Annotated in this window: 20 protein-coding genes; 9 read left to right on the forward strand and 11 right to left on the reverse strand. The window is 55.8% G+C overall.

Annotated elements, in window-relative coordinates; translation table 11 throughout:
* Positions 1–280: 280 nt before the first annotated feature.
* The 9 genes from WH50_RS11725 to WH50_RS11765 all read right to left on the reverse strand — a co-directional run bounded on the left by WH50_RS11725 (position 281) and on the right by WH50_RS11765 (position 9,158).
* Positions 281–1,135 carry a shikimate dehydrogenase family protein gene (locus tag WH50_RS11725; protein WP_110187491.1) on the reverse strand — a complete coding sequence of 285 codons (855 nt, stop codon included), beginning with the start codon at positions 1,133–1,135 and terminating at the stop codon, positions 281–283.
* 32 nt (positions 1,136–1,167) lie between these two features.
* Positions 1,168–3,093, reverse strand: a complete 1,926-nt coding sequence (locus WH50_RS11730) for a bifunctional sugar phosphate isomerase/epimerase/4-hydroxyphenylpyruvate dioxygenase family protein (protein ID WP_110187473.1) — start codon at positions 3,091–3,093, stop codon at positions 1,168–1,170.
* Between the two features lie 62 nt (positions 3,094–3,155).
* A complete protein-coding gene (gene aroQ, locus WH50_RS11735; RefSeq protein ID WP_104155551.1) occupies positions 3,156–3,593 on the reverse strand; it encodes a type II 3-dehydroquinate dehydratase in 438 nt (145 codons plus the stop codon).
* Positions 3,594–3,789: 196 nt separating this feature from the next.
* On the reverse strand, positions 3,790–4,800 hold the full coding sequence (locus tag WH50_RS11740; RefSeq protein ID WP_110187474.1) for a TRAP transporter substrate-binding protein: 1,011 nt from the start codon (positions 4,798–4,800) through the stop codon (positions 3,790–3,792).
* Positions 4,801–4,987: 187 nt separating this feature from the next.
* Entirely contained in the window at positions 4,988–6,268 is a 1,281-nt protein-coding gene (locus tag WH50_RS11745) for a TRAP transporter large permease subunit (RefSeq protein WP_110187475.1), read from the reverse strand.
* Complete coding sequence (locus WH50_RS11750) at positions 6,268–6,819, reverse strand: TRAP transporter small permease (protein WP_110187476.1); 552 nt, start codon at positions 6,817–6,819, stop codon at positions 6,268–6,270. Before WH50_RS11750 ends, WH50_RS11745 begins: the two co-directional genes overlap by 1 nt.
* Before the next feature lie 438 nt (positions 6,820–7,257).
* Positions 7,258–7,932, reverse strand: a complete 675-nt coding sequence (locus WH50_RS11755; RefSeq protein ID WP_110187477.1) for a GntR family transcriptional regulator — start codon at positions 7,930–7,932, stop codon at positions 7,258–7,260.
* A gap of 339 nt (positions 7,933–8,271) precedes the next feature.
* Entirely contained in the window at positions 8,272–8,709 is a 438-nt protein-coding gene (locus WH50_RS11760) for a YeeE/YedE family protein (RefSeq protein WP_110187478.1), read from the reverse strand.
* Between the two features lie 17 nt (positions 8,710–8,726).
* The gene (locus WH50_RS11765; protein ID WP_110187479.1) at positions 8,727–9,158 is read right to left on the reverse strand and encodes a YeeE/YedE family protein; all 432 of its coding nucleotides are present in this window, start codon (positions 9,156–9,158) and stop codon (positions 8,727–8,729) included.
* Positions 9,159–9,540: 382 nt separating this feature from the next.
* Here WH50_RS11765 and WH50_RS11770 point away from each other — a divergent pair, with 382 nt between their 5' ends.
* The 7 genes from WH50_RS11770 (at position 9,541) to WH50_RS11800 (ending at position 19,722) form a co-directional block, all read left to right on the forward strand.
* Positions 9,541–11,535, forward strand: coding sequence for a hypothetical protein (locus tag WH50_RS11770; RefSeq protein WP_110187480.1), 1,995 nt, complete (start codon positions 9,541–9,543; stop codon positions 11,533–11,535).
* A gap of 315 nt (positions 11,536–11,850) precedes the next feature.
* Entirely contained in the window at positions 11,851–12,438 is a 588-nt protein-coding gene (locus tag WH50_RS11775) for a hypothetical protein (RefSeq protein ID WP_133251311.1), read from the forward strand.
* 38 nt (positions 12,439–12,476) lie between these two features.
* Positions 12,477–15,434 (forward strand): YncE family protein, encoded by a 2,958-nt coding sequence (locus WH50_RS11780; RefSeq protein WP_207780270.1) that lies wholly within the window; start codon positions 12,477–12,479, stop codon positions 15,432–15,434.
* Between the two features lie 58 nt (positions 15,435–15,492).
* Positions 15,493–16,305: an FTR1 family iron permease gene (locus tag WH50_RS11785; RefSeq protein ID WP_110187483.1), complete on the forward strand. Its 813-nt coding sequence runs from the start codon at positions 15,493–15,495 to the stop codon at positions 16,303–16,305.
* Positions 16,302–17,783: an FAD-dependent oxidoreductase gene (locus WH50_RS11790; protein ID WP_207780271.1), complete on the forward strand. Its 1,482-nt coding sequence runs from the start codon at positions 16,302–16,304 to the stop codon at positions 17,781–17,783. The genes WH50_RS11785 and WH50_RS11790 overlap by 4 nt, the downstream gene beginning before the upstream one ends.
* Before the next feature lie 9 nt (positions 17,784–17,792).
* Entirely contained in the window at positions 17,793–18,392 is a 600-nt protein-coding gene (locus tag WH50_RS11795) for a hypothetical protein (RefSeq protein ID WP_207780272.1), read from the forward strand.
* 25 nt (positions 18,393–18,417) lie between these two features.
* The gene (locus WH50_RS11800; RefSeq protein ID WP_110187484.1) at positions 18,418–19,722 is read left to right on the forward strand and encodes a hypothetical protein; all 1,305 of its coding nucleotides are present in this window, start codon (positions 18,418–18,420) and stop codon (positions 19,720–19,722) included.
* On the opposite strand, the gene WH50_RS11805 is transcribed toward WH50_RS11800, so the two are convergent.
* Positions 19,698–20,156 carry a CBS domain-containing protein gene (locus WH50_RS11805; RefSeq protein WP_110187485.1) on the reverse strand — a complete coding sequence of 153 codons (459 nt, stop codon included), beginning with the start codon at positions 20,154–20,156 and terminating at the stop codon, positions 19,698–19,700. The genes WH50_RS11800 and WH50_RS11805 overlap by 25 nt on opposite strands.
* Positions 20,157–20,249: 93 nt before the next feature.
* On the opposite strand from WH50_RS11805, the gene tadA reads away from it, so the two are divergent.
* A complete protein-coding gene (gene tadA / locus WH50_RS11810) occupies positions 20,250–20,837 on the forward strand; it encodes a tRNA adenosine(34) deaminase TadA (protein WP_459536957.1) in 588 nt (195 codons plus the stop codon).
* A 75-nt stretch (positions 20,838–20,912) separates the two neighbouring features.
* On the opposite strand, the gene mltF is transcribed toward tadA, so the two are convergent.
* Positions 20,913–22,361 carry a membrane-bound lytic murein transglycosylase MltF gene (mltF, locus tag WH50_RS11815; protein ID WP_110187486.1) on the reverse strand — a complete coding sequence of 483 codons (1,449 nt, stop codon included), beginning with the start codon at positions 22,359–22,361 and terminating at the stop codon, positions 20,913–20,915.
* Positions 22,362–22,664: 303 nt separating this feature from the next.
* Between mltF and purL the strand changes: the two genes are divergently transcribed.
* Positions 22,665–26,564: a phosphoribosylformylglycinamidine synthase gene (gene purL / locus WH50_RS11820; RefSeq protein WP_110187487.1), complete on the forward strand. Its 3,900-nt coding sequence runs from the start codon at positions 22,665–22,667 to the stop codon at positions 26,562–26,564.
* Positions 26,565–26,704 lie beyond the last annotated feature (140 nt).

A 26,704-nucleotide genomic window follows, 5' to 3' on the forward strand; every position in this document is an offset into this window, starting at 1 on the left:
TCACGCTCTAGCAGGTCGTTGAAAATCTATCTGCGTTGCCGAATACCGCATCAAAAACAGGCTCAAAATGCTCATTTAGTTCACTAAACTCCGCTTTTTCGCCTGTTTTTTCCTTGTCTCGACTGCCTCGATAACGTTTTTCAACAGCCTGCTAGGCGGCAATGCTGGTGGCTGAGACGAGATAGGCGCACTGCTGAAGTGTGAAGTGCAGGTAGTGAAAAATGCCATCCATGGCCAAGGGGTGATTCCTCACCCAGGGTGTATTCAGGTGCTCGGGGTCTCAAATGCCGCCGATATGAGCAATAAACGCAGGCTGAATGGCTTTGGCATCCACTCTGGTATCCATGAACAGTTCAAACGCATCAATGCCCTGATAAAAGAACAGCTGGAAGCCGGTGAGAATGCTCAGATCATGCTGCTTGGCCTGTAGCAGGAATTCGGTTTCGATCGGTGTGTAGACCGCATCGAACGCCCACTGTTGCTGTGCCCAGCCATCTTCGGGGAAAGGCTGTCCTGGTGTTTTGTAGTGGCCTATGGGCGTGGCATTGACCAGCCCCTGGCAGCTGCGCATGGTATCGACCAGACGCTCCTGAGTGACAACTTCTGCCTTTGCCCCCGCTGCCTGCAGGCTGCTGGCCAGATCTTCTGCCTGCGCCGTACTGGTATCAAAGATATACAGGGTATCCAGCTGCAGCTGAGTCAGGGCAAAAGCGATGGCACGGCCCACGCCGCCAGCACCCAGCATCAGTACCTTGCCTGCGGGCTGCTGACCGAAGTTTTCCCGGTAGGCGCGTGCAAAGCCGCTAAAGTCAGTGTTGGAGGCGGTAATGCCGTTGTCACGGAACACCAGTGTATTGGTCGCACCGACCAGCGCTGCGCTTTGTGCCTTGTGATCAACAAAGCCGAGTGCCTTCTGTTTGAACGGGAAGGTCACGTTGGTGCCGGCGTAGCCTTCGCTGGCGCAGCGGGCAATACGCTGCTGCAGGAAGTCTTCGGGGAAGTCATCGCCTGCTTCCAGTAGCTCATAGGTACAGGGCATGCCCAGTGTCTCGCCGAGAAAGACATGCAGCCGGGGTGAGGTGGACTTGAGAATGTTCTTGCCGATCAGACCGAGTTTGGTGACGTTATTTTTCATGGTGATACCTGTGTGCCAGTCAGAGACGGTCATCAGTTGTTCTGCAGCAGCGCGTTGATGCGCTCCTGACGTTCTTTGTATTCCTTGGTCTGACAGGCCATACGTACATGGGCGTTGGCTTCGCCATAACGCTCGTAGCCATTGCGCTGCAGAATCTCGAAGAACACGCCGTGCACTTCCTTGGTATAGAAGTGGAAGAATTCCCCTTTGGCATCACGGTCATAGAGGATGTTCAGCGCCTGCATCTGCGCCAGCTGTTCGGCAGGCAGGGAGTATTTGGCATCCAGATCTTCGTAGTAGTTGGCAGGAATCTGCAGCACATAGCGCTGGTCGACCCGGCGGGCGGCCGCAAAGATGTCGTCGCATTCACAGGCAATCTGCTGGAAGCCGGATCCTTTTGACTGACGCATGAAGCGCTGGGCGCTGGTTTCGATACTGGCTGACATGTTCAGTGGAATGCGGATGCGCTTGTCAGCATTGGTCAGGGTCTTGCTGACCACCAGACCGTACAGGTCGTTCAGGTCCTGATTCAGATCGCAGTTGAAATTGAATACAGACTTGTAGAAGAACGATGCCGAGAGAAAGTCGCTCGGTGTAACGGTCTGGGAAATGTGGTCGATGCGTTTGAGCCCGGCACCGGTGCTGGCGTCGGCAATCTCGTTGAAGTCCACATCGTAGAATGCCTGTTGGGCAGCAGCGCTCTGTTGCGCTGCCCCTTTGCTGTTATCAACAAAGTAAATCAGGCTGTCACCGACGCCCTTGATGGCGGGGATATTCAGCTCACCGGGGCGCGTCTGGTGACGGAATTCCGGGCACAGATAGTGCCGTGCCCGATCCAGCATCTGCTGCGGGTTGGGCGTACCCAGACCGAGTGCGCAGACGGACACGCCGTGCAGCAGGAAATGGGTATGCGCAATACTCTCGATTTCCTTGTTGATGACCAGATTGATGCCACCCTGACGGTAGAGGCTGACATTCTTGCTCTTGTGTCGGTGGGTTTCGGTAAAGCCCAGCTGATCGAGCAGGGTGACCAGCGGCTGTCCGGATTTTTCTTCAATGGCAAACTCAACAAAGGCGATGTCGAGGTCAGTGGCCGCCGGAGCATGGGAGCTGGAGGTATTTTTGACTTCAATATGTGGCGCCTGCGCGCGGGTCTGGTCTTCCAGCCAGATCAGTGAGCGCATGCCGTCCACTGCCTTGGCGCGGGCAGAGGAGGCGCGGAATTCGTCGTTGAAGATCTCGTGCGAAACGTAGTCGTTGTAACCCAGCTGCTTGAGCACCTGCATGAACTCCACCACGGCGAAGTCGCCCTGCCCCGGGAAGCAGCGGAAGTGACGGCTGAACTGCAGTACATCCATCATTTTCAGGTCCGGCGCATCGGCCAGTTGTACCAGGGTGATCTTGTCTGCGGGAATCTGCTTCATCAGCTCGAGATTGCTGTGGCGGGCATAGATATGAAAGCTGTCGAGAATGATGCCCAGATTCGGGTGGTCCGCTTTGCTGACAATGTCCCAGGCCTGCTCGTAGGTATAGGTGTGCTTGCCCCAGGCCAGCGCTTCAAAGCCGATCTGCATGCCGTATTCGGCCGCCATCTGTGCCAGCTTGTGCAGGTCTTCCGCCGCTTTGTCGGTGCTGTCGATGGTGTGCGGGGAAACGTTACTGCAGATCAGCAACTTGTTGGTGCCCAGCTCGCGCATCAGTTCAAACTTGCGCCGGGCACGTTTGAAGTTGTTGGCCATCATCTCGTCAGGCAGGGCTTCGAAATCGCGGAAGGGCTGCAGGGCGATGATTTCCAGCCCCAGATCTGCTGCGATCTGGCGCACCTCTCCGGCTTTGCGATCAGACAGCAGGAAGTCATTCTCGAAAATTTCCACGCCATGGAAGCCGGCCGCAGCGCAGGCTTCCAGTTTTTCCAGCAGGTCGCCGGACAGGGTCACAGTAGCTAGAGAGGTTTTCATCAGCAGTTACTCCAAACTATCCCCGCTCGCGCAGAGCAGGCATCGACAGCGTCGTTAAATCTTCAGCCGCTAAAGGCCTGGTGCAAGTAGTCCAGTGCCAGCCGGTAACCCGTCACGCCAAGACCGGCAATGACGCCGTCGGCACGCAGGGAAACATAGGAGTGGTGACGGAATGACTCGCGTTTGTGGACATTGGACAGGTGGACTTCCACCACTTTGCCTTCATAGGTATTCAGCGCATCGAGAATGGCCACCGAGGTATGGGTGTAGGCTGCGGGGTTGATGATGATGCCGCGTGTGGTGCCACGTGCCTGATGGATGCGATCAATAATGGCCCCTTCGTGGTTGCTCTGAAAAAACGCCAGGGTCAGACCGTGTTCCGCTGCCCGCTGGTTGAGCATCGCAGCAATACTGTCGAGGGTGTCATAGCCGTAAATTTCAGGCTGGCGTGTCCCCAGCAGGTTCAGATTGGGGCCGTTGATGATCAGTATGTCAGTCATGTGCCTGAATCCTGGATAGCCGCTCCCGCACCGGTATTGTGAACACCAGTCGGAGCAGGGTGGTTCGGGAAAAAGCGGTCTGACCGAAACGACAGATCAGACCGAACACGTGTAGCTGCGAATTAGTTCAGAGACCGGGCTCCGAGACAGTGCGGGCCCGGCGGGCTATGGGGAACCTCGCCGGGGTAACGATGTATTACTTGCGAGTTTTCTCGATATCGTCATACATGGTTTTCACCAGATCCTGATCCAGATCTTTGGAGAACTGTTCGATCACTGGCTTCACCTTGTCACGGAAACGCGCCATTTCTGCTGGAGTGATGTCGTTGATCTCCATGGACTTGGCCAGGTTTTCACGGGCTACGTCCTGCGCTTTGACAGAGACGTCACGCTCATAGGCTTCGGCTTCTTTGGCCACTTCGCTGACCAGCTTCTGCTCATCAGGATTGAGCTTGCTCCAGCTCTTGGCACTGATCAGGAACGACTGTGGGTTATAGATGTGACGGGTAACCGACAGGTACTTCTGTACTTCGTTGAACTTGTTGCCAGCGATGGTGGTGAAGGGGTTTTCCTGACCATCTACCACTTTCTGTTCCAGCGCGGTGTACACCTCGGGGAAGGGCATGGGAACAGGGTTAGCACCCAGTGCCTTGAAGGTTTCGATGTAGATGGGAGACTGAATAACGCGCAGTTTCAGGCCTTCAACATCCTCAACCTTGGTGATTGGGTGCTTGCTGTTGGTCATGTTACGGAAACCAAGGTCCCAGTAGCCCAGGGTGTGCAGGCCCTTGTCTTCCAGGCGCTTGGCCAGTTCCTGACCCACTTTGCCGTCGATCACGGCAAAGGCCTGTTCATTGCTGTCGAACAGGAAGGGGAAGTCCAGCATGGCGAAGTCTTTCACCTGAGCAGACAGAATTCCGGAGTTCAGTACGGTCATATCCAGCGTACCGCCCTGCAGAGCGGATACAGTTTGCAGGTCACCACCCAGCACGCCACCGGGGAACAGTTTGGCGGTCATCTTGCCGCCGCTTTTCTCACTCAGCAGTTCTGCGAACTTCTGTGCGCCCTGGCCCTGGGGATGCTCTTTTACGTTCTGGAAGGCAAAACGGAAGGTGTGCTCGCCAATGTCGTCAGCCTGAGCACCGGCAGCAGCGATCAGAGTGGCAGCGCAGGCGCTGGACAGCAGGGTTTTCAGCCATTTTTGCATGATGTACTCCTGGTTGTTGTTGTACTGGTTGATGCTTTTTAGGTTGTCGCATCAAGGGTGTTGCATCAGCGAAGTTCGCTCGGTTTCAACTCAGCGCAGCCGTAGCCACGCGGTGATCTGCAGGGCAGATTCGGGTTGGGCATGAACGCCTGTGCATGCCCGGTGTTTCGTTCACGTCTGAAGTCACTCAGCCATGGAAAAAGTTCATGGGAATGGTGACCAGACCCGGGAACAGAATCAGTAACAGCAGCACGAGAATCTGGGCCAGCAGGAAGGGCCAGACACCACGTACCATCTCTTCCATGCGCAGTTTCGATACGGCGCAGACGACGTTCAGTACAGTACCTACCGGTGGGGTCAGCAGACCGATGGAGGTGTTGAGGATGAACAGCACGCCGAAATACACCGGATCAATCCCAGCCTGCTTGATCGCGGGCAGCAGCACCGGGGTCAGTATCAGGATGGCTGGGGTCATATCCATCACCATGCCGACAGCGACGATCACCGCCATCACGATCAGCAGCAGAATGGTGGGGTGCTCCATGAAGGGTTCCAGCACCGAGGCCAGCTGACCGGGCAGATCGGCGATGGTGACCAGCCAGGCCGATACCATGGCGGCGGCAACCAGCAACATGACGCCGGAGGTGGTCTTGGCCGCAGTCACAATGACCTCGAAGACCTGACTCAGCTTCAGCTCACGATAGATCACTGTCGCGACGAACAGGGCATAGACCGCTGCCACTACGGCGGCTTCTGTCGGGGTGAAGATGCCGAACTTCAGGCCGAAGATGATGATAAAGGGCAAACCAAGGGCCCAGCTGCCATCTGCCAGCGCATGCAGGATTTCCTTGCGGCTGCGTTTTTCCTGCACGGGCACGTCTTCAGTGCGGGTGGTGTACCACCAGGCAATAGCCAGGGCAGCACCGAGCATGATGCCGGGGACAATACCGGCCAGGAACAGCTTGGAGATGGACACACCGGAAGCCACACCAAAAATGATGAAGCCGATACTGGGCGGGATAACCGGAGCAATGATGCCGCCAGCAGCGATAAGGCCTGCCGAGCGACCGCGGCTGTGGCCCGCAGTCACCATCATCGGTACCAGCAAGGCTGCCAGAGCGGCCGCATCAGCCACCGCAGAGCCTGACAGGGAAGCCAGCAGGCACGAGGCGATGATGGCGACATAACCCAGCCCGCCGCGTTTATGTCCGACCAGTGTCATGGCGATGGTAACGATGCGCCTGGACAGGCCACCGGCGTTCATGATTTCACCGGCCAGCATAAAGAAGGGCACGGCCATCAGTGGGAAGCTGTCAGCACCGTTAAGCAGGTTCTGAGCAATGATCTGTGAGTCAAACAGGTCGAGCTGGAACATCAGTGCGACACTGACCAGCAGTAGCGCGAAAGCGATAGGTATACCGATGGCCATGGAGCCCAGCAGCGTGCCGAGGAAAATTGTCAGCGTCATCAGTGAGCCCTCCGCGCATGATTACCCTTGTTGAGCTGCTCTTCACTGACATCTTCAGGAATCAGTCCATGTTGTGGCTCGCCACCAAGCTTGCCGGTCATCACCAGCAGCAAGTCAACCAGCAGGATCAGGCCCGCAGTGACACCGAAGAACACGCCGGTGCCGTAAAACCAGCCCATGGAAAGGCCAGAGGCAGGTGCGGTGACACTCATGTTGATCTGCATCTGTACCCAGCTGCCGGAGGTAATCAGCCAGGTGATGTAGAGCATCGCCAGATAGCTGATAAACAGGCAGATGCGGCGGCCAATGGCAGGGAACTGCTTGACCAGGGTGTCTACTCCCAGATGGGCGCGCTCTTTCAGCAGAATCAGGGAGCCGGTGAAAACCATCCAGACGAAGAACCAGCGTGACAGCTCTTCAGACACGGAAATACTGGAGTTGAAGGCATAACGCAGGACAACGTTGGTGAAGACCAACGCCACCATGGCAATCATGCAGAAGGCGATAATCAGCTTGAGCAAGCTGAAGTAAAGATCGACGACCTTGCGCATCGAGGACACCTCTTGGCCCGCAGGGGCTTTTTCACGCTCGTAATGAGCGCCGCATCAATCTCCCATCTCTGTGACAGGCAGTCAGAAATGATGAAGACCGGTGGTTTGAACAATTGCTACTGATGGAGTGGGGTCAATGGCTGTCTGGGAGGGGGATAAGGCAATAGGGGATCGGGGCTTTTGTTGTTGTGATCATGGTCTCGGGCTCCGCAGCTATCCGGCAATTCGGACTCATTCTTATGGTTATGTCAGCAATAGGGCTTGACTGTTTGTATAGGGAAAGTAGCAGTGCTATCTGGTCAAGTCAATAATCAATGATAAAAATCAAAGTATCCTATACTTTTTGTTTTGTATGGTTGTTTGAGGTGGGGACGAAAAAAAACCAGAGTCTGTGCTCTGGTTCCTTTTGTGAGTTTCGGCATGCGTTGCCGATACCTGTTAATTGTAATCAATATCCTCAGGCTGGCGAGTGCCGCGGGTGATATGGGCTTCAAGCAGGGTGCAAGCCTCATCCACTTTATCTTCGAGAATCATGTTCAGCAGCACCTTGTGTTCCTCTTCCGCTGCATGGCCGCGGAAAGGCCGTTTACTCAACGCCAGTACCTGATAACGCATAAAGAGTTCCAGTACTGAAGAGTGATAGCGAATCAGCTGGCGGGAGCCGCTATTGGCAACCAGTGCCATATGAAAATCGCGGTCGGCTCGCTCCCACTCTTTGACGAACTGAGTTTCGTCAGTTTCCATCAGCTTTTCCATGCATGATAGCCGGTAATGAGCACTGACCAGATTGGACTTCCAGTCCATGGTTACGCGTTGCATGGACTTGCGCAGGCCAAGCAGTTCCATGCTGATACGTAGTTCAGCAAGTTCAAGCAGCTCATCCGGAGAGATGGGGGCAACGCGAAAACCTTTCTGGTCCTCGAATAGCACAAAGCCATCGGATACCAGACGCATCAGGACTTCACGCAGAGTATTGACACTGACGTCGTAGCGATCACGCAGTTCGTTCAGTTTTAATTTGGCGCCAGGTTTAAGTTTGCCGGTGACGATATCGTCGCGCAGCATGTCGTAGGTCGCCTGACCTACGAGTTTTTTATCGATCACGGTGCTCATGGAACTACTCGCCAAGGTCTTTTGCGGGAAAAGTGCTGCAGGCAGCCAGACTAATTATTCTTCTAATAAGCCTATAAAGCGAAAAATATAGGGTGAAACGGATTTTACATCTTTTCCTTTACAGGCCCAGCAATAAATTTGTGTGGTGACCCAAGGCTGATGCAGCAGGCGGGCCGCCAGAAGGTAGGGCCTAAGTGGGAAATTGAGCGACAGCAGGTCCATGCTGATCGCTGCAAAGTGATAAGAGGCCTGTTTGATTCAGCGTAGATAAAAGGACAAAGGAGCCTGATATGGCTCCTTATAGAGTGAAGCGAGACTGTGGGTTGTCAGGGCTGACAATCAGGCGTGTACGGCACGTTTCCGCTGGGTATGGGATTTACGGAGTTCAAACGCCAGCATGCCTGTCATCATGGCAGCGACAAAGATCAGTGCCTGAGGGGCGCCAGCCCCCATCGCCACAATGGCAGGCCCCGGGCAGACACCCGCCATACCCCAACCGATACCAAACAGTAAGGCACCGACGACCAGTGGCTGATCAATCACACGGCTGTTGGGCAGTTGCATCCTGACCTGCAGGAGTGAGTAGCTACGCCGTTTGGCCAGGGTGAAGGCGATCAGACCAACAGCAATAGCACCTCCCATCACCAGCGCCAATGAAGGGTCCCATATTCCGGCCAGATCCAGAAAGCCTAACACTTTGGCAGGATTCGCCATGCCAGCCAGCAACAGACCAATACCGAAGATCAGTCCACTGATTAAACTGCTCAGATTTTTCATCGTTCAAACCTCGGTGATCAGCCCAGCAGGTGTCGAATAACAAATACGGTAGCAAAACCTGCCGCCATAAACGTCAGGGTGGCAACCAGAGAGCGCGGCGACAGGCGGGATAGTCCACAGACGCCGTGGCCACTGGTACAGCCAGAGCCTAAGCGGGTACCGAAGCCGACGATAAGGCCCGCAATGCCAGTCACTGTCGGTGAGGCCTGCCAGTCAATCTTGGGTGAACCGGCAATCAGCATATACAGCATGGGGGCCAGCAACAGGCCAATAAAGAAACAGAAACGCTCCAGCCAGTCTGTGCCTGTAGGGTGAAGTAGCCCGGCGACAATACCGCTGATACCAGCAATCTTGCCATTGAGCAGTACAAAAATGGCCGCCGCCAGGCCAATGAACAGGCCCCCGGAAAGTGACGCCCAGGGGGTGAAATGAGTCCAGTCGATTGACATAACCTAGTCCCCAATCTGTGATGATCGTTAAATTAGCATTATCTAAATTAATGATCAATGATGTAATGCGAGAAACCTGGCGAGAAATCAATGTGGTTGATTAATCAGTCCCCTGTTATTGGGTTTTCACAATTTGTAATTATTATTTGATCATTATTTGCATATTAGGGATTAACAATGGCAATCAGCTCGGCTCTGCTGCAGACTCTGGGGGTTACTTGCTATAAAACGCACTAATGATAATGAATTGCATTTGTTTTCTTGTTGTTGTTGCAATGATGCGTCATCAGAACCACCGCTTGGGCTGATAGCTGAAACAGTTGCACTGACAATACCGGGGATCAAAGGCTGTTAACCACTCGGGCGATCACAAGAGGTTATAGTGAAAAGAACATTGCTTGCCTGTGCCATTGCATCTGTCACCCTGTCTCAATGGGCATCTGCGGCAGTTGAAGTGAAGGACATCCGTTTCAGTCCTGCTGCCAATATGCTGGCTTACACCGAGTTTGAACTGTCTGGTGAGCCGCTGGCGGAGTCATTGGGGATTGATCTAGACACCCTCGATCCCAATCAGGTTAATCAGCCCCATGCCTTTGATTACAAGGCGGGTATCGAATCTTACGAATACTCTGAAGAAGCGATGTACGCCCTGAACTATCAGTCACAGATGGGTATTCATCTGGCTAATGGTCCACTGAACAAGGCCCGCGGCGGCACCATGCAGGATTTCGGTAAGCGTGTTATCGAAATGGCCGGAGCCGTCGGTTTCGCTCCCGAGGAAATCCCTCTCAACATGTATCCTCTGTCTCTGCCCTATGCCTCCGGTGTGCCTGAGCTTGGTGAGAACATTGATACTGCAACAGTAAACAGCGATGAGCTGGATGGCACCACTGCCAAGGGCAATGCCATGAAAGGCAGCATCCAGACGCCTGCATACTATCGTGATTACAAGACTTTAGGCTGGAAGGCTGACAGCTTCGACAAGGCGCTTGAGCCTGCAGCTATCGGCGGTATCTTCCTCAAGGAAGTGATGTGGTCACAGGATTTTCTCGGTGGCATGCACGTAGCGGAATCTGATGAGGAAGTGGAAGCCACTTCTGCCACCATGGATCAGGATGGCAAGCACAAGCTGGGTGTTTCCTCTGCCGATGGTATGAACGGCATGTTCCTGACCGAGGAGTCCATTGATAAATTGCTGACCATGCAGCAGAGCCTGGGTTTTGACGGCAAGCAGCTTGGCGCCACGATTACTCCTCAGTATGACCCTGCCAAAGGCATCATCTACTTCCCGCACAAGGTTAAAGTGACTCAGGGTGAAGATAACGGTGTCAACAGCATTGCTGGCCTGAGCGTTGAAGACAGCGCCTCCACACTGCGCGATACCTGGATGATGCTGTGGCCACTGTCTGAATTCTATGCTTACAGCGATCAGCGCAAAGCTAACGAGGGTCAGAATCCTGCCTTCCTGGCCGTGTTTGATGGTGCACCTTTTGCGGCCGCGCCTGCAGCGAATACGGATGCAGATGCCAGTAATGATGTCGCTGGCAGCGATGCGTTCTCTCTGGCGTCCAACCTGTCCAATCTGGAATTCAAGAACCTGCAGGCGCTGCATTTCAACAGCAAGGCCGGCACCTTTGTTGACCGTTTCAGCGAAGGTAAACAAGGTCAGCACGTGAGCACCTATGATGCTGCTTACACCCTGGTCGCGCTGCAGATTTTCCAGCGTGCCCATGATGCGCTGCCCGTAGGTTATGCATCGGGTGACGCGGCGACCGGCATTGATACCCCGGAAGGCAAGCAGGCACTGGAGCTGATTCGCAAGCAGGCTGACTTTATTCTCAGCAAGCTGGTGGGCAAAGATGGTCTGGTGGCGGATGGTCTGGCTCTGGATGGTCAAGTGGATGCAGGCAAGAGCGTTGATGCGCAGTTCGCTGCGGTACGTGGTCTGACCGCTGCTTTCCTGGCGACCAAAGATGAAAAATACCGTGACGCAGCACGCAAGCTGTTCGCTGCGGCTGACAAGGCCTATTTCAACAGTAAGGCTGGCAGCTGGATTCGTGGTGACAAGGACGAATACACCCCCTGGACTCAGGCAGCCATTTCTGGTGGTCTGCGCTCAGCGATCCAGAACCTGCGCAACCGTGGCGACGAGAAAGAGCCTGCGCTGGAGCTGCAGCAGCTGACCGAGCGCTACGTGTCCTGGTTCGGCAACACCGTCAATGGTGGTATGCAGCTGGCTGAATGGCTCGGTGACTCGGGTGAAAATGTGCTGACTACCGGCAACACCGGTGACACCGATGAGGATGGGGTGAAGCAGATTACTGCTGTGCACCGTGCTCAGGTGCTGGCAGGTAAGGCAGACGTTACTGCCAAGTAAGCCGGTTAATCGCCGCTACAAGGCAAGGCCGTTTCTGAGGCCTTTCAAGGACGGAGATCAGCAGCCCTGATCTCCGTCATGTTGTTTCTGGGCCAGCGTACTATGCTTGTCATTGAGATCGTTTCGTCAGGAGCATGTTCAGACAGTCTGAGCGTTGTTGAGCGAGCGAATGGCAGTGTCCCGCCTCTTCTCAGAAGGGCGTTGCATCTGGATAATGCCCGATACGAAAAATACTCAACACTTTCACATTTCGGGGTCGGTGTGGCCTTATAGTCTTGAATAAGAATCAGAAACACTATCAACAGACCTTCAATCATGCATCAGGCAATCAGGCTGAAACATACTACGCCACTCGATCACGACCCTGAGGGGCGTGGCGAGCACAAGCACCTGACCCCTGTGCATGGATTCCGCGGGCGTCGTTCGCATTCTGGTCATCATCACGGCCAGCATGCTGCCCTTCCTTTTCGTGCTCGTATGCACAAGCTGGCTTATCGGCATAAACCCGCTGAGCTGGTTATTTACGTGTTGTTTGCCAGCGGCCTGCTACTGTGGTCTCCGCTGCACATCGCCTGGCAAACCCAACGCTGGGCGTTGTCCATCCATATGGCACTGGGCATCGCGTTATTCTGGGTGACCGTCGGCGTGTTCTGGTGGGCACATCGCAAGCTGCTGATGCGCAGCCGCAAGGCCTGGTTGCGTTTTAGTGGGCGGGTGCTTGAGGTGATGCTGATGACGCTTGCTGTCACCGGTGTCATTCTGTTCTTTCACGGCAATCCGGGGGATATGCTGGGGCGTGTTTCTCACCTTCTGCACCTGTTTATCAGCTTTTTTATGACCGCACTGCTGTTGAGTCATGCCTGGCGCTGGACTGTGCTGCGCCTGCGGAGACGCCATCGATGAGATTTCCCCTCGTTGCAGTTTTGAGGGTAGCTGCCACTGTGTTCCGTTCTCTTACTTCTCCTGTATTGATACTGCTATATATCCTGTTGTCGCCAGCGACGCAGGCAGCGGTCAGCAGCAGCGCTTTTGTCTTGCGTAATCATCAGCTGTTCAGTGCCAACTATGAAGCAGGCAGTGTCAGCAAGATTGATGAGCAGACCGGTGCACTGCAGGCTGAAGTCGCGTTAGGCAAGGATATTCGCAGTGTGGCCTTATCCGACGATGATGCCGCTCTGGTGCTGGCCACCGACTACGTGGATGACAAGGTATTCCTGCTCAGCGCCAACAAGCTGGCTGTCAAACAGGTGATTGATGTTGGCCACCGACCCTACGCTGCGGTTTTCGACAGTGTTAATAAGCTGTTCTGGGTGACGCTGTTTGAGGATCACAAGCTGCTGGCAATAGACACGGCCGGTCAGATCGTGGCGACCACCGATACCGCTGATACACCCCGAGGTCTGGCCTTGCTGGATGACGGCCGCCTGCTGGTCAGCCATGCCATGACCGGCGAGGTGTCGATCTATCAGACCCGTCAGCAAAAGCCCGGCCAGCTCACCTTGCTCAAACGCATTCATCTGCAGGAAACCGCGAATCCTGATGAGACGGTTTCACAGGGTGTGCCCCGTCTGCTTGACAATATTGCCATCAGCCCGGAAGGGGATGAGGCCTGGTTGCCCCATGTGCTGTGGAACTTCGATCACTCCTTTCAGTTCCAGAGCACGGTGTTTCCTGCCATATCGGTGCTGGACCTGACGCCCGGAGAGGAAGAGGAGAAGCAGGACGAGCGCAAGCAGCTGTTCCAGCAGATCAATCTGCTGACTGCCGCCAATCGCAGTGAAATTGTTTCCAATCCTTATCAGGCGGTATTCAGCGCGGATGGCAACAAGGTCTATGTGACCCTGGCAGGGTCTGAAGACCTGTTGGTGTTTGATCGCTCCCGTCGTGGGCCGATCAATAAAAAGCGTCATCGCAGCTCAGGCAGCCACGGTGGTGCGCGTGCTACGCAGTTGTTACGTCATCTGCCTGGTGAGAATCCGCGAGGCATCGTCATCGATGGTGACACGCTGTTTGTGCAGAATGCCCAGAGTCTGGATGTATCCAGACTCAATGCCGGTGGCGGGGGGGCCTTTGCCCGCGCCACGGTCAGTGACGATCACTTTGCACTGCTGGTGACCAAGGACGCGGCGGCGCCTGACTTGCGTCGGGGTATCCGCTTTTTCAATCTGGGTAATACTTTTGCCAACAAGGATTACCCCATGGCCGGTGACAACTGGATGAGTTGTCAGTCCTGCCATCTGGATGGCTTCAACTTCACCAATAAATACCTGCAGCAAGCCCATGCCATGGCCCCGGCCGACAATGCCCTGACCGGTCATGAAAACATGATGCATATGGTCTCGGGTGACTTTCTGTCGGAATACATCCGTATGGTGCAGCTGACACAGGGGGGCTTCGGTGCGGATGACCGCGATGGCGCCAGGCCTGTCGACCCGACCCGGCCACCTGCCGAAGTCAAAACCATGATGGAACAGCTCCATCGCTACGTCATTGCTCCTTACAATCTGCCCACTCTGGCCAGCTGGTTGCGACTGCAAGGCGAGCAGGTGCCGCATCCACAGGAGTGGCTGAACTCAGCCAGTTGTCAGGCCTGCCATAGCGACATCTTCAAGCAGTGGTCGAATTCCAATCATCGTCTGATGGGGCAGTCCAACCCCTATTACACCGCGGTACTGCAGCTGGCAGAGAAGAGTGAAGGGAAGGAGTTTGGCCAGTGGTGCCAAAGCTGCCACATGCCTCAGGCGGTATTGAGTGGCGTGAAGGAACTGCCGACAGAGAGCCATATGCTGGAAAAAGACGGCGCCTCACTGATCAAGGCTTATGCAGAAGGACAGCCGGTGGTGGAAGAGGGGACCAGCTGCCTGCTGTGTCACCGCATTACCCGCGTGGAAGATGCTGGCGGCAATGCCTCTTTTACGGTCAATCTCGACCAGCGTCAGAGTTATCTGTTTGAGGCCAGTGATAACGCCTTTGCCCGCTGGATTGGTGAACGCATGATCAATGCCAAACCAGACGCGCATATTGCCTCCTATCAGAAGGATTTCTACAAGGACGCGGTGTACTGCAAGGCTTGCCACGACGAGTTTGCCCCGGGTACGGGGGCCAATATTGTCAATACCTGGGAGGAGTGGTCGAAGTCCCATTACGCCACCAGCAGTGATCCAGCCGAACAGCGAAGCTGTATCAGTTGCCACATGAACGCCAATCCTGGTAATGGCGGTGCACCTGTACCGGGGCAGGCGACCCTGAACGGGACGCAGAAGGCCAACGTCTTCACCCATGACTTCACCGGTGCGCAGATGCATCTGGCGGGTATGCGTGATCCTCATCTGGCAGAAATGAGTGTGGCACTGCTGAAAAGTGCAGCGACCATCAGTGCTTCCATGGCGCCCGGCGAGCTGGTGGTGCGGGTCACAAATTCCGGGGCCGGGCATGCCTTCCCCACCGGCGTTTCAGACTTCCGCCAGTTCTGGCTGGCGGTAAAAGTATGGGATGCCACAGGTCAGCTGGTTTATCAAAGTGGTCAACCCGACGCTGCGGGCGAGCTACCTGAAGATACGCGACTGTTCCAGAAAGTGTTTGGTGATAAGGACGGTAAACCTGTGGGTCTGCACTTCTGGCGTTACGCCAAATTGCTGAAGGACACCCGCATACCCGCCGACAGTTACCGCGATGAGCAATTTGCCTTGCCTGCCGGGCTGAGCGGTGCGGTCAGAGTCGAGGTCAAGTTGCAGTTCCGCACCTATCCCCAGTGGATTACCGCAGCAGCGCGTAGCGTTGAACCTGCGCTGACCGATCCGCCAGTGGTAACGCTGCATGCGCTGGACCAGTCAATGACCGCGATGCCCGCCGCACCCAGCGTCAGCATGTCGCCAGATTCTGGTGCGGTAGCCCAGTAAGATTTCATTAATCAGTCAACCCAGTACCTCAGTCCGAGTACAAAGTAGAGGATAGAGAATGTTAGCAAGCCTGCTGATCACCCTGCGTGAAGGGTTGGAAGCCTTTCTGCTGGTGGGAATCTGCCTGTCCTATCTCGACAAGCTCAATGCACGCCGGTTTAACCGTTATATCTATGCTGGCGTGGTGGTCGGCCTGCTGACCTCGCTGGTCGTCGCCTTCCTGTTCCAGGTAGTGGTGGATCAGTTCAACAACGAGAAATATCGCAACCTGCTGATGGCGGGCATTCTTATTTTTGCCACCCTGGTGCTGTCGAGCATGGCGCTGTGGATGCAGAAACAGGGCGGCAAGGAAGCCGGTCAGATGAAAGAGAACGTGACCCAGCTGGTCAATGGCGAGAAAGCCTTTGGTCTGGCGCTGCTGGCTTTCCTGGCGGTGATGCGTGAAGGCTTCGAAACGGTGTTGTTTTTCTCTGCGCTGGTCTATTCCGGTCAGGGCATCACGCTGCAGTCGGGTCTGAGCGGTGCGGTAGTGGGCTTGCTGCTGGCACTGGTGCTGGTCTGGTTACTGATGCGTTCTACCCGTAAAGTGGCGCTGCGCCCTTTCTTCCGCTGGAGCAGTCTGTTGATTCTGGTGATTGCTGCGGGCCTGTTCTCCTCCTCCATCAATATGCTGCAGGCTGCACAATGGCTGCCGATGGTCATGAGCCCGCTGTTTGATATCTCCTTCATTCTTGATGATCGCAGTGTGTTTGGTACCTTCCTGCGGGCACTGTTTGGGTATAACTCCTCTCCCGGTTTGTTGCAGCTGCTGGCCTGGGGCGGTTATCTGCTGGTCTTCGGATACTTCTGGAGAAGGCAGTACGCGCAGTGAGCGGTGTAGAAGAGAGCAATGCTATTGACGATATGAGTGCTGGTAGTGAGCCCGTACCCGTTGCTGAAAGCCATCGCCATGCGGTGGTGCTGGGCGCCGGGCCTGCCGGGCTGATGGCCGCCTGGCGGCTGCGTGAAGCGGGTTATCGGGTGACCGTCATCGATAAGGCCACTACGGTGGGTGGCATGTGTGCCACCCTCAAATTTGCCACTGATGACGGGGACTACTACTTCGATTACGGTGGGCATCGCTTTATCACCAAAAACCCCAAATTGCTGGCCTTCGTCGACGAGCTGATGGGGGAAACCCTGTTGCATGCCGAGCGCAAAAGCGTGATTCGCTTTCAGGGGCGTACTTACGATTACCCGCTCAACCTGCCTAACCTGCTGAAAAATGCACCATTCAGCCTGCTGTTTGGCACGTTGCTGGACTGGCTGGCCATGCCTTTCAGGCGGCGTATCGGCAAGGATGAGGAGTGCAGTTTCGCCGACTGGATTGAAAACCGTTTCGGCAAGACGCTGTACCGCCATTTCTTTGAAGGTTACACCCGTAAATTGTGGGGTATAGAGCCCGATACCCTCTCTGCTGACTGGGCGGGGCAGCGTATCAGTCTGATTGACCTTAAGGATGTGGTGCGCCGCCTGTGGCAGCGTGGGCCTTCCACCCCGCGCACCTATGCCCGCAAGTATCGTTATCCCAAACTGGGATTCGGGCAGATTTTCGATACCTTGCATCAGCGGTTGCTGGAGCAGGGGGTAGAGTTTGTCATGGGCGCAGAAGTGAGCGGGCTGGATACTCAGCAACAGCGCATCACGGCGGTTCGTTGTCGCACAGCCGCAGGCCGCGAGCAACAGCTGGCATGTGATGAGGTCATTGCGACACTGCCGCTGCCGCAGATTTGCCACTGGCTGAATATTCCCTGTGAGCTGTCGTACCGCGCACTGCGGTTTTTCAATCTACCGATGCAACAGCAGGATGTCTCCGACAATACCTGGCAGTATCTGTCTGACCCCGGCATTCTGGGCACGCGCCTGCAGGAGCCGCGTCGCCGTTCTCCTCACATGGCCCCGGCGGGACGTACCTCGCTGATGTTCGAGATCCCCTGTCAGCAGGGAGACGAACTCTGGCAGGCGGATAACGAGGCGCTGTGGCCACGTATCAAGGCGGATATGCAGCGCTTAGGTGTCGATCCGACAAAGGCTGATGGCCGCTATTTCACTGCCTATTGTGAGCATGCTTATCCCATCATGGAGGTGGGTTATCAGCGTCAGCGGGAAGCGGCGATCTCGGCGCTGTTACGCTATCCCAATCTGGTCATGGCGGGGCGTCAGGGTACATTCCGTTATATCTTTACTGACACTGCCATGGAGATGGGCCTGATGGCAGCAGAAATGCTGATCGAGGGTGTGGATCGCCGTCGGCAGATATTTGATCACCGTAATGAAAATACGGTCATTGAAACCCAAAGTGTTGCCTGAGGAGGCGTCATGTTGTTGAAGACAGCACATCGCTTGGCCAGTCCCGCCCGTGCCTGGGTAGTGGGATTCACCCTGTTTGCGGTAGCAGGTATGAGCGCGGAAGTGCATGCCTACTCTTACGCTGCAGCAGGCAAGGAGCCGTTGATCGAGGGCCGTGAGCTGCTGCTCAATGCCGCACAACAGCACGACAAGACCGCCATGCAAACCGAGTTGACGGCCATCCACGACGAGTTGCTGTATCTGGAGCAGAACCATCATGTGACGCTGATTGAACCACTGGCCAAAGCCGCCGGTGCAGAAGATCAGCAGGCGATCAATGAGGTCATGGCACTGGCATACAAGGCTGAGATCGAGCGGCGTCTGGAAGGGGCGGTGGTCAATATCAAGGACTATCAGACGGCCAAGGTTCTGGTGGTCAAGAGCAAGCAGTTTCTCGATCTGCTGCAACCGATGATGGATAAGGCACAGTGGGACAAAGCTGATGCGGCACTGCGTGTCTGTCTGGATGCCATTGGTAATCCGGGAGTATTCGGTGTGGGTACCAAGGCGGCAGATCCTGATGCTTTTACCAAGGCTGAAAAAGACGTCATGACGGCACTGGGGCGCTGATCTGCTGTCACGATTACTGTTCGCTGTGCGTGATGCTGCGAAAGAAGGGCTGCCCGAGCGTCAGCTGAAGGGGCTGCCGCTGCCTGATGTGCTGGCATTGCTCTGTATTCTGTTGTGGCTCGGGTGGCTGGCCTGTTTCCCCTGGCAGCTCACCTCCGATGATGCGCTGAACTTCGCCCGCGCCGTGGTACGGTTCAGTGTCATCGAGGAATCTCCGCACTTTCCTGGTTACCCCGGTTTTGTCTGGCTCACCCGGCTGGCAGCCGGGTTGGGTCTGTCTCCCGTTGCCGCCATCGTTGCAATTTCCTGGCTGGGGAGCGGGATGATTGCCTGGTACGGCTATCTGCTGTGCCGGTCCCGTGCTGCGTGGTACGGCTTGCCCGTCTTGGTGGTGCTGTTATTCCATCCATTACTTCCCACTCTGGCACTGTCAGGGCTGACCGACGCTCCTGCCATTGCCTGTCTGCTGGCCGCCTGCCATAGCGCTGAGTGTCAGCGCCCGCGACGGCAGGCACTGTGGCTGGCAATAATGCTGGCGATTCGCCCCAGCTTTGCCGTGCTGGCAATAGGGTTGTGGAGCTATAGCGGCTGGCAGTCATCTCGTCGTCGGCGCTGGCTGCTGGAAACTCTGTTGCTAACAGCAATGATCGGCGCTGGTTGTGGCTGGTTTATCTGGATGCATGATGGCGTAGCCTATCTGAACGAAGGCGTACGCTTCACTCAGGGGCATTATGAATTATGGGGTAACACGCCCGTCAGTCATCCCTGGCAGGGGCTGGTGCAATGGTGGCAGTTGCTGGCGGGGCAGTTAACGCCAGTGGGTGTGATATTGCTGTGCTGGCTAGTGCTGCAGCCACTATGCCAGCGACAAGGCTGGAGCTTTACTCCGCTATGGGTATGTTTGCTGGTCAGTCTGCTGTGGCTGTTGACGTCACAGAATCCGGAAAACAGCCGCCATGCGGCACTGCCGGTCATCTTGTCTGTGATCCTGTTCGGTCGCTCCGCCGTCTGGTGGCGTACCGGCCTGCTGCAGGTAGCGGCATTGGCGCTGATCTGTGTTGGCTGGCAAGCACCCAGCCCTCCGGCCATCAGCACCGCGTTAACCTATGCAGCACAGCATTGCCATACTCTGGTTACCCAGTATGGCGTCAAGCTGGCGCAGCAGCAGTTCCAGCTGCAGGTTATCGATGCCTGGTATCAGGCCAGCGCTCGTCTGGCACTGACACAGGGGGCATGCCGGCTCAGTAGTGAACCTCTGGCTGGGAGTGAAGTATTCCGTGGGCGTTTTGCGGCTGAGAAAGATTACTACCTGCTGCTTCCACGTAATTGATGGTCCTCGCTGGACTGCTCCAGTAACTGTACGCAAAGACGGACAAAGTCGGATGGGGTGACGATACCGAGCAGCTGGCCCTGATCGTCCAGCACGGGCAGGCAGCCGTGCTTGTTTTCCATGCAGTAACGACCAGCGGTGGTTAGTGCGGTATCTGCCGTTGTGGTGATGACTTCCGTCGCCATGACGCTGCTGATGACGGTCTGACGCTCCAGCTCAGCCAGTTTGGACATGCCGTGTTCGCTGACAATGCGGAATGACTCCTTGAGAATATCACGCTGGCTGACGATGCCTTTGAAGGTATGTCCGTCGTCTCCGACGACCGGAATATTGCGAATATTGTGCAGGCGCATGACCTCTCGCGCATCGGCAACAGAGTGCGTGTCGTGCAGTACCTGCAGCTTGGTTATCATCAGATCGGCGACGGTTTTCACGGGTTAGACTCCATGAACTGAGAGAGTGGGGAGGCAACGGCGTCCGTGCTGCCTTTCGCACTTGAGTATAGATGAGAAAAGAGGGAAGACAGTTTGTCCCAGAACAATGAACAGCCAACGGCAGAAGATGCTGAACCTTTAGCCCGGCTGACTTCTGACATGGCCAGCCCGACAGCGTTCAGCTCGGCCGATGAAGCCTGGATGCGCCGTGCCATGGCACTGGCCAGTCAGGCAGAGGCTCTGGGTGAGATACCGGTGGGGGCGCTGGTGGTGGTGGATGGTCATGTGGTGGGGGAGGGGTTCAACTGCCCCATTAGCAGCCATGATCCCAGTGCACATGCAGAGATGGTAGCCGTTCGGCAGGCTGCTCAGGCTTTGCAGAACTATCGTCTGACTGGCGCTACCCTCTACGTGACACTGGAGCCCTGCACCATGTGTGTGGGGGTGATGGTGCACAGCCGTATCGAGCGAGTTGTCTATGGTGCTCCTGAACCCAAAGCCGGCGCAGTGCAAAGCCGCGCCCAGTTGCTGGGGGCGCCGTATCTCAATCACTATGTCAGGTGGCAGGGTGGATTGCTGGCTGAGGAGTGCAGTCAGCAGCTGAGTGATTTCTTCAGGCGGCGGCGAGCAGAAAAAAAGCAAGCCAAGGCGCTACAGTCATCTCGTGAGCAGGCCGGGTGATCGCTGCCTACTCAGCTCTGCCTGCTCTTCGCCTGTCAGGATTATGAACAGGTTCTGATAACGAACCGATATGGCTCAGAGTGTCGGCGGAATACGATCAAAAACGTGGATTTCTGGCAGTTTAGGCGGTGGTGACAATTCGGCCTTGAAGGGCAGGTTTTCCAGACGCAGGATTTCGCGGTACAGGCGTACGTTACGGACGTAGATCACCGGCTCCCAGCCACGGGCGTAGCCATGCTTGGTCTGCTGATTCCAGCGCTTCAGCGCCAGCTTGGGCAGGTACTGACGCACGTCACTCCAGCGACTGGGGTTCAAGCCTGCATCTGCCGTCAGATCCATGGCGTCCTGCAGGTGTCCCATGCCCACATTGTAGGCAGCCAGCGCCAGCCAGGTGCGATCAGGGTTGGGAATGTCGTCGGGTAGCTGGTCGTACATTTCCCTGAGATAACGTGCACCACCGAGAATACTTTGCTCGGGATTACTGCGATCCTGCACGCCTACGGAGGCGGCAGTGTTCTGTGTCAGCATCATGATGCCGCGCACCCCGGTGGCGGAGACGGCGGTGTTATCCCATTTCGACTCCTGATAGCCGATAGCGGCCAGCAGCTCCCATTCCCAGTCGAACTTTTGTGCCCCTTCTTCAAACCAGGCTTGGAAACTGGCCAGACGGCTCTGGATATGTTTGCGGAAGGCCCGGATACCGATGAAGTCGTAGCGCTGGGTGTGTTCGAAATATTTCTCGTAGAGCTGGCCAATCAGGTCCTGAGTGCTGCGTGAGGTAAGAAAGTCATTGATGGCTTTGGTCAGGCTCTGGTCCATGGTGGGCGCCAGATACCATACCAGCGGTTGAGGGGCGTTGAGGCTGAAGGCCACTTCCAGATCCGGATACATCGGCGCATAGAGCGACAAGGCCATGTTATCGCTGATCAGATAATCGGCATCACCGCTTTTCAGCATTTCCAGCATGTCAGCCAGATCCATGTCTTCGGTTTCTTCCCACTCCAGCCCCGGCAGGTCTTCCTTCAATTCCTGCAAGCGCTGGGCATGGGCACTACCAGCCTGCACCAGTACCCGTTTACCTACCAAATCCGCAACAGAAGTGGCCGCAGGGCCATCGCCGTCATGACGCAGGCGAATCACCTGAGAGACCGCATAGGCATAAGGTTCGGAAACAGGGAAGTTGGCTTCGCGTTCACTGCTGAGGAAAAGGGAGGCGGCGACCACATCAACATTGCGCTGGCGCAGCAGTTCAAACAGGTCTTTGCGGTTGCGTACCACTTTCAGCTCAAGCTGCAGGCCACGTTCTTCGGCAAAGGCTTTGATCAGGTCATACTCGAAGCCAGCCGGCCCCTGAGCATCTTCATAATAAGCAGTGGGAATATTGCGGGTAGCGACACGCAGCACGCCTCGGTCATCAATACGGGCAAGCTGGCTGATTTGTTGCTGGGCAGCAATCAGCGGGATGGTCACCACCACCAGCAGATAGAGCCAAAACAACCAGGAGCGATGATCTTGCATCCACATTCAGCAGAACCTTACAACCTATTCTGTTGAACCACCTTTGACTGAACGCTGACGTCTACTGCGGACCCCATGTTCTGCGACTTGCCTGCCATCACAGTCGATGGGTGGTGCTGCCTGCGCAGGCAGCGGTTATTTAATCAGAGGTTCCCTGTATCCAGTGGCGGTTTTTCAGTATCATTTACGCCCTCTGAATTTATCCCGGAAGACTTCCCGCTGCCGCAACCGAGTTTTGCGGGATAGGTTCCCAATCTGACATACCAGGTTCTTAACCCAAGAATCTCCGACAAGAGGCACGATACCGTCATGCTGACCCTGCGTGGAGCGCCCGCATTATCACCCTTCCGTCGCGGCAAATTGTTGGCCACTTTACAGGCTGATGTTGCGACTGTCACGGATGTTTATGCTGAATTCTTACATCTGGTGGATGTAGCGGACGCCCTGAGCGCCGAGGAACACCAGGTTCTGCAGCGCCTGCTGACTTACGGGCCTGCCAACTCTCAGGAACAGTTTGACGGCGCTACTTTTATCGTAGTTCCTCGTGCCGGCACCATCTCTCCCTGGTCCAGTAAAGCCACCGACATTGCCAGAAACTGCGGCCTTGGCAAGGTCCGCCGTGTCGAACGTGCCGTGCGCTATGTCGTCGTTGGCGGTGCTTTCGATACCGCTCAGCAGGCGCTGATCAAGTCAGCGCTGCATGATCGCATGGTGCAGGATGTGCACACCGAAGAAGCTGCGCTGGAAGGTATGTTTACCGCCCATGAGCCCCGAGTCTTTACCACGGTCGATGTGATGGGTGGTGGCCGTCCGGCATTGGCTCAGGCCAACCGTGAGCTGGGTCTTGCTCTGGCGGAAGACGAAATCGATTATCTGGTAGAAAGCTTCACTGAACTCGGCCGCAACCCGGTAGACGTTGAGCTGATGATGTTTGCTCAGGCCAACTCCGAGCATTGCCGTCACAAAATCTTCAATGCGTCCTGGGATATCGATGGCGAAGAGCAGGAAAAGTCTCTGTTCGCCATGATCCGCAATACCCACGCCATGAATGGCGAAGGGGTGTTGTCAGCCTATAAAGATAATGCTGCCGTCATCGTCGGTAGTGAAGCACCACGTTTCTTCCCCGATCCAGCCAGCAAGGAATACGGCCGTCATCAGGAACCTGTACACATCCTGATGAAGGTTGAAACCCATAACCACCCGACAGCTATTGCTCCTTACCCGGGGGCGGCTACCGGTGCTGGTGGCGAAATCCGTGATGAAGGTGCAACCGGCCGTGGTGCCAAACCCAAGGCTGGTCTGACTGGCTTCACCGTCTCTGACCTGAATATTCCCGGCTTCGAGCAGCCCTGGGAGTCCAGCTATGGCAAGCCTGACCGTATTGTTTCCGCTCTCGATATCATGATCGAAGGCCCCATTGGTGGTGCTGCCTTTAACAACGAATTCGGTCGTCCCAACCTGAATGGGTACTTCCGTACCTACGAAGACAAAGTGGCGACGGCGAACGGTGAAGAGGTTCGCGGTTACCACAAGCCCATCATGATTGCCGGTGGTATGGGTAACATTCGTGCTGATCATGTTGAGAAGGGCGAGATCGTCGTAGGTGCCAAACTGATCTGTCTGGGTGGTCCCGCGATGCTTATCGGTCTGGGTGGTGGTGCCGCTTCTTCCATGGCCTCAGGCTCCAGTGCCGAAGATCTGGATTTTGCTTCTGTGCAGCGTGATAACGCTGAAATGGAGCGTCGTTGCCAGGAAGTGATCGATCAGTGCTGGCAGCTGGGTGATGCAAACCCCATCGCGTTCATTCATGACGTAGGAGCGGGCGGTCTGTCCAATGCATTCCCTGAGCTGGTGAAGGATGGTGGCCGTGGCGGTAACTTCGAGCTGCGCAAGGTCAACAATGCTGAGCCGGGTATGTCGCCGCTGGAAATCTGGTGCAACGAAGCGCAGGAGCGCTATGTCATGGCCGTGTCACCAGAGAACATGGCGACCTTTGAAGCCATCTGTCAGCGTGAGCGTTGCCCCTATGCTGTAGTGGGTGAGGCTATTGACGAGCAGCACCTGCAACTCGGCGATGAGCTGTTCAACAACAAACCAGTTGACCTGCCCATGGGGGTGCTGTTCGGCAAACCTCCCCGTATGCACCGCTCTGTGCAGCGCAAAGCTTTCGAGCGTCAGGGTTTGAAGCTGGAAGGCATCGAACTGGCCGAAGCGGCCCGACGCGTGCTGCAACTACCGGCCGTCGCCAGCAAAAGCTTCCTGATCACCATTGGCGACCGCACCATTACCGGACTGGTTAACCGTGACCAGATGGTTGGCCCCTGGCAGGTACCTGTTGCCGACTGCGCCGTCACTGCCACTGCTTACGACGTATACACGGGCGAAGCGATGGCCATGGGCGAGCGCACTCCGCTGGCCGTGATCGATGCGCCTGCGTCAGGGCGTATGGCTATCGGCGAAGTGGTCACCAACCTGGCTGCTGCACGTATTGGCAAACTGGGTGATATCAAGCTGTCCGCCAACTGGATGTGTGCTGCGGGCCATCCAGGTGAAGACGAAAACCTTTATGACACCGTTCGTGCGGTGGGTATGGAGCTGTGCCCTGAACTGGGTATGTGCATTCCGGTCGGTAAAGACTCCATGTCCATGCGTACCGTATGGAAAGACGGTGATGAGCAGAAGAGCGTTACCGCTCCATTGTCACTGATCATCACCGGTGTGGCGCCTGTCACTGATGTGCGTCGTTCGCTGACGCCACAACTGCGTACCGATCAGGGTGAGACCGACCTGATTCTGATTGATCTGGGTCAGAACCAACAGCGCCTTGGTGGCTCCGCGCTGGCACAGGTATTCGATCAGGTGGGTGATCAGGCGCCCGATGTGAACGATGCCGGTGAGCTGAAAGCCTTCTTTGATGCCATTCAGAGTCTGAATGAGCAGGGCACCTTGCTGGCTTACCACGACCGCTCTGACGGTGGTGTGTTTACCACTCTGGCGGAAATGGCTTTTGCTGGCCGTACCGGTGTCGATATTGAACTGTCTGATCTGGTACAGGGTGAAGATGATCTGCTGCCTGCTCTGTTCAATGAAGAGCTGGGTGCGGTGATTCAGGTCCGTCGTGCCGACAGTAATGAAGTGCTGCGTCAGTTGTCTGCCCACGGTCTGGCTGAATACGCTCAGGTCATCGGTAGTCTGAATGATGACGACATGCTGCGCTTTACGGTGGAAGGTGAAGAAGTGCTGGTTGATGGTCGTGAAGACTTCCAGCGTCTGTGGGCTGAAACCAGCTACCGCATTCAGGCCATGCGTGATAACGCAGACTGCGCACAGCAGGAATTTGACCGTATTCTCGACGTTGAAGACCCCGGTCTGCACGTCAGCCTGAGCTATGACGTGAACGAGGATATTGCTGCACCGATGATCGCCACCGGCGTCCGTCCACGTGTGGCTGTGCTGCGTGAGCAGGGCGTTAACGGTCATGTGGAAATGGCAGCCGCTTTTGATCGTGCGGGCTTTGCCGCTGTTGACGTGCATATGAGTGATATTCTGTCAGGTCGTGTCAGCCTGCAGGACTTCAAAGGCCTGGTTGCTTGCGGTGGTTTCTCCTACGGTGACGTACTGGGTGCAGGTGAAGGCTGGGCCAAATCCGTACTGTTCAACAGCCGTGCACGTGATGAGTTTGGTGCGTTCTTCCTGCGTCAGGACAGTTTTGCTCTGGGCGTATGTAATGGTTGCCAGATGATGTCCAACCTGCATGAACTGATTCCGGGGGCTGATTTGTGGCCGCACTTTGTACGTAACCAGTCCGAGCAGTTTGAAGCGCGTCTGGTCATGGTTGAAGTGACAGAGTCACCTTCCATCTTCCTGCAGGGGATGCAGGGTTCCCGGATGCCGGTTGCTGTGGCACACGGTGAAGGCTATGCCGAGTTCCGCGATCAGGCACAGCTTCAGGCACTGATTAACAAGGGGCAGGTTGCGCTGCGCTTTGTCGACAACTATGGACAAGCGACAGAAGCCTATCCTGCCAACCCCAACGGCTCTCCACTGGGTACGACAGGTATCACCACACCTGATGGTCGCGTGACCATCATGATGCCTCACCCAGAGCGTGTATTCCGTGCTGTGCAGCATTCCTGGCGCCCTGATGGCTGGCAAGAAGACGGTAGCTGGATTCGCATGTTCCGCAATGCCCGTGCCTGGGTGAATTAAGCGAGTGAGGGTTCGTTCGAACCGTCACTGTTAAAGACATCGGGCGCCTTTGGGCGCCCGTTGTCATTCATGGCTGCGATCGGTCAATGAGTGAGTCTGTGAATCAGCGTGTGCCGCTGACGTTGGGAATACTCTGCCTC

This window comes from Pokkaliibacter plantistimulans (assembly GCF_003194385.1).
Lineage (GTDB): Bacteria > Pseudomonadota > Gammaproteobacteria > Pseudomonadales > Balneatricaceae > Pokkaliibacter > Pokkaliibacter plantistimulans.

Coding starts and splice junctions, on each gene's coding strand:
- WH50_RS11725 (WP_110187491.1), bottom strand. CDS start 1,135: ATGAAAAATAACGTCACCAAACTCGGTCTGATCGGCAAGAACATTCTC.
- mltF (WP_110187486.1), bottom strand. CDS start 22,361: ATGTGGATGCAAGATCATCGCTCCTGGTTGTTTTGGCTCTATCTGCTG.
- WH50_RS11740 (WP_110187474.1), bottom strand. CDS start 4,800: ATGCAAAAATGGCTGAAAACCCTGCTGTCCAGCGCCTGCGCTGCCACT.
- WH50_RS11730 (WP_110187473.1), bottom strand. CDS start 3,093: ATGAAAACCTCTCTAGCTACTGTGACCCTGTCCGGCGACCTGCTGGAA.
- WH50_RS11765 (WP_110187479.1), bottom strand. CDS start 9,158: ATGTCAATCGACTGGACTCATTTCACCCCCTGGGCGTCACTTTCCGGG.
- aroQ (WP_104155551.1), bottom strand. CDS start 3,593: ATGACTGACATACTGATCATCAACGGCCCCAATCTGAACCTGCTGGGG.
- WH50_RS11760 (WP_110187478.1), bottom strand. CDS start 8,709: ATGAAAAATCTGAGCAGTTTAATCAGTGGACTGATCTTCGGTATTGGT.
- WH50_RS11795 (WP_207780272.1), top strand. CDS start 17,793: ATGTTGTTGAAGACAGCACATCGCTTGGCCAGTCCCGCCCGTGCCTGG.
- WH50_RS11775 (WP_133251311.1), top strand. CDS start 11,851: ATGCATCAGGCAATCAGGCTGAAACATACTACGCCACTCGATCACGAC.
- purL (WP_110187487.1), top strand. CDS start 22,665: ATGCTGACCCTGCGTGGAGCGCCCGCATTATCACCCTTCCGTCGCGGC.
- WH50_RS11755 (WP_110187477.1), bottom strand. CDS start 7,932: ATGAGCACCGTGATCGATAAAAAACTCGTAGGTCAGGCGACCTACGAC.
- WH50_RS11785 (WP_110187483.1), top strand. CDS start 15,493: ATGTTAGCAAGCCTGCTGATCACCCTGCGTGAAGGGTTGGAAGCCTTT.
- WH50_RS11750 (WP_110187476.1), bottom strand. CDS start 6,819: ATGCGCAAGGTCGTCGATCTTTACTTCAGCTTGCTCAAGCTGATTATC.
- WH50_RS11745 (WP_110187475.1), bottom strand. CDS start 6,268: ATGACGCTGACAATTTTCCTCGGCACGCTGCTGGGCTCCATGGCCATC.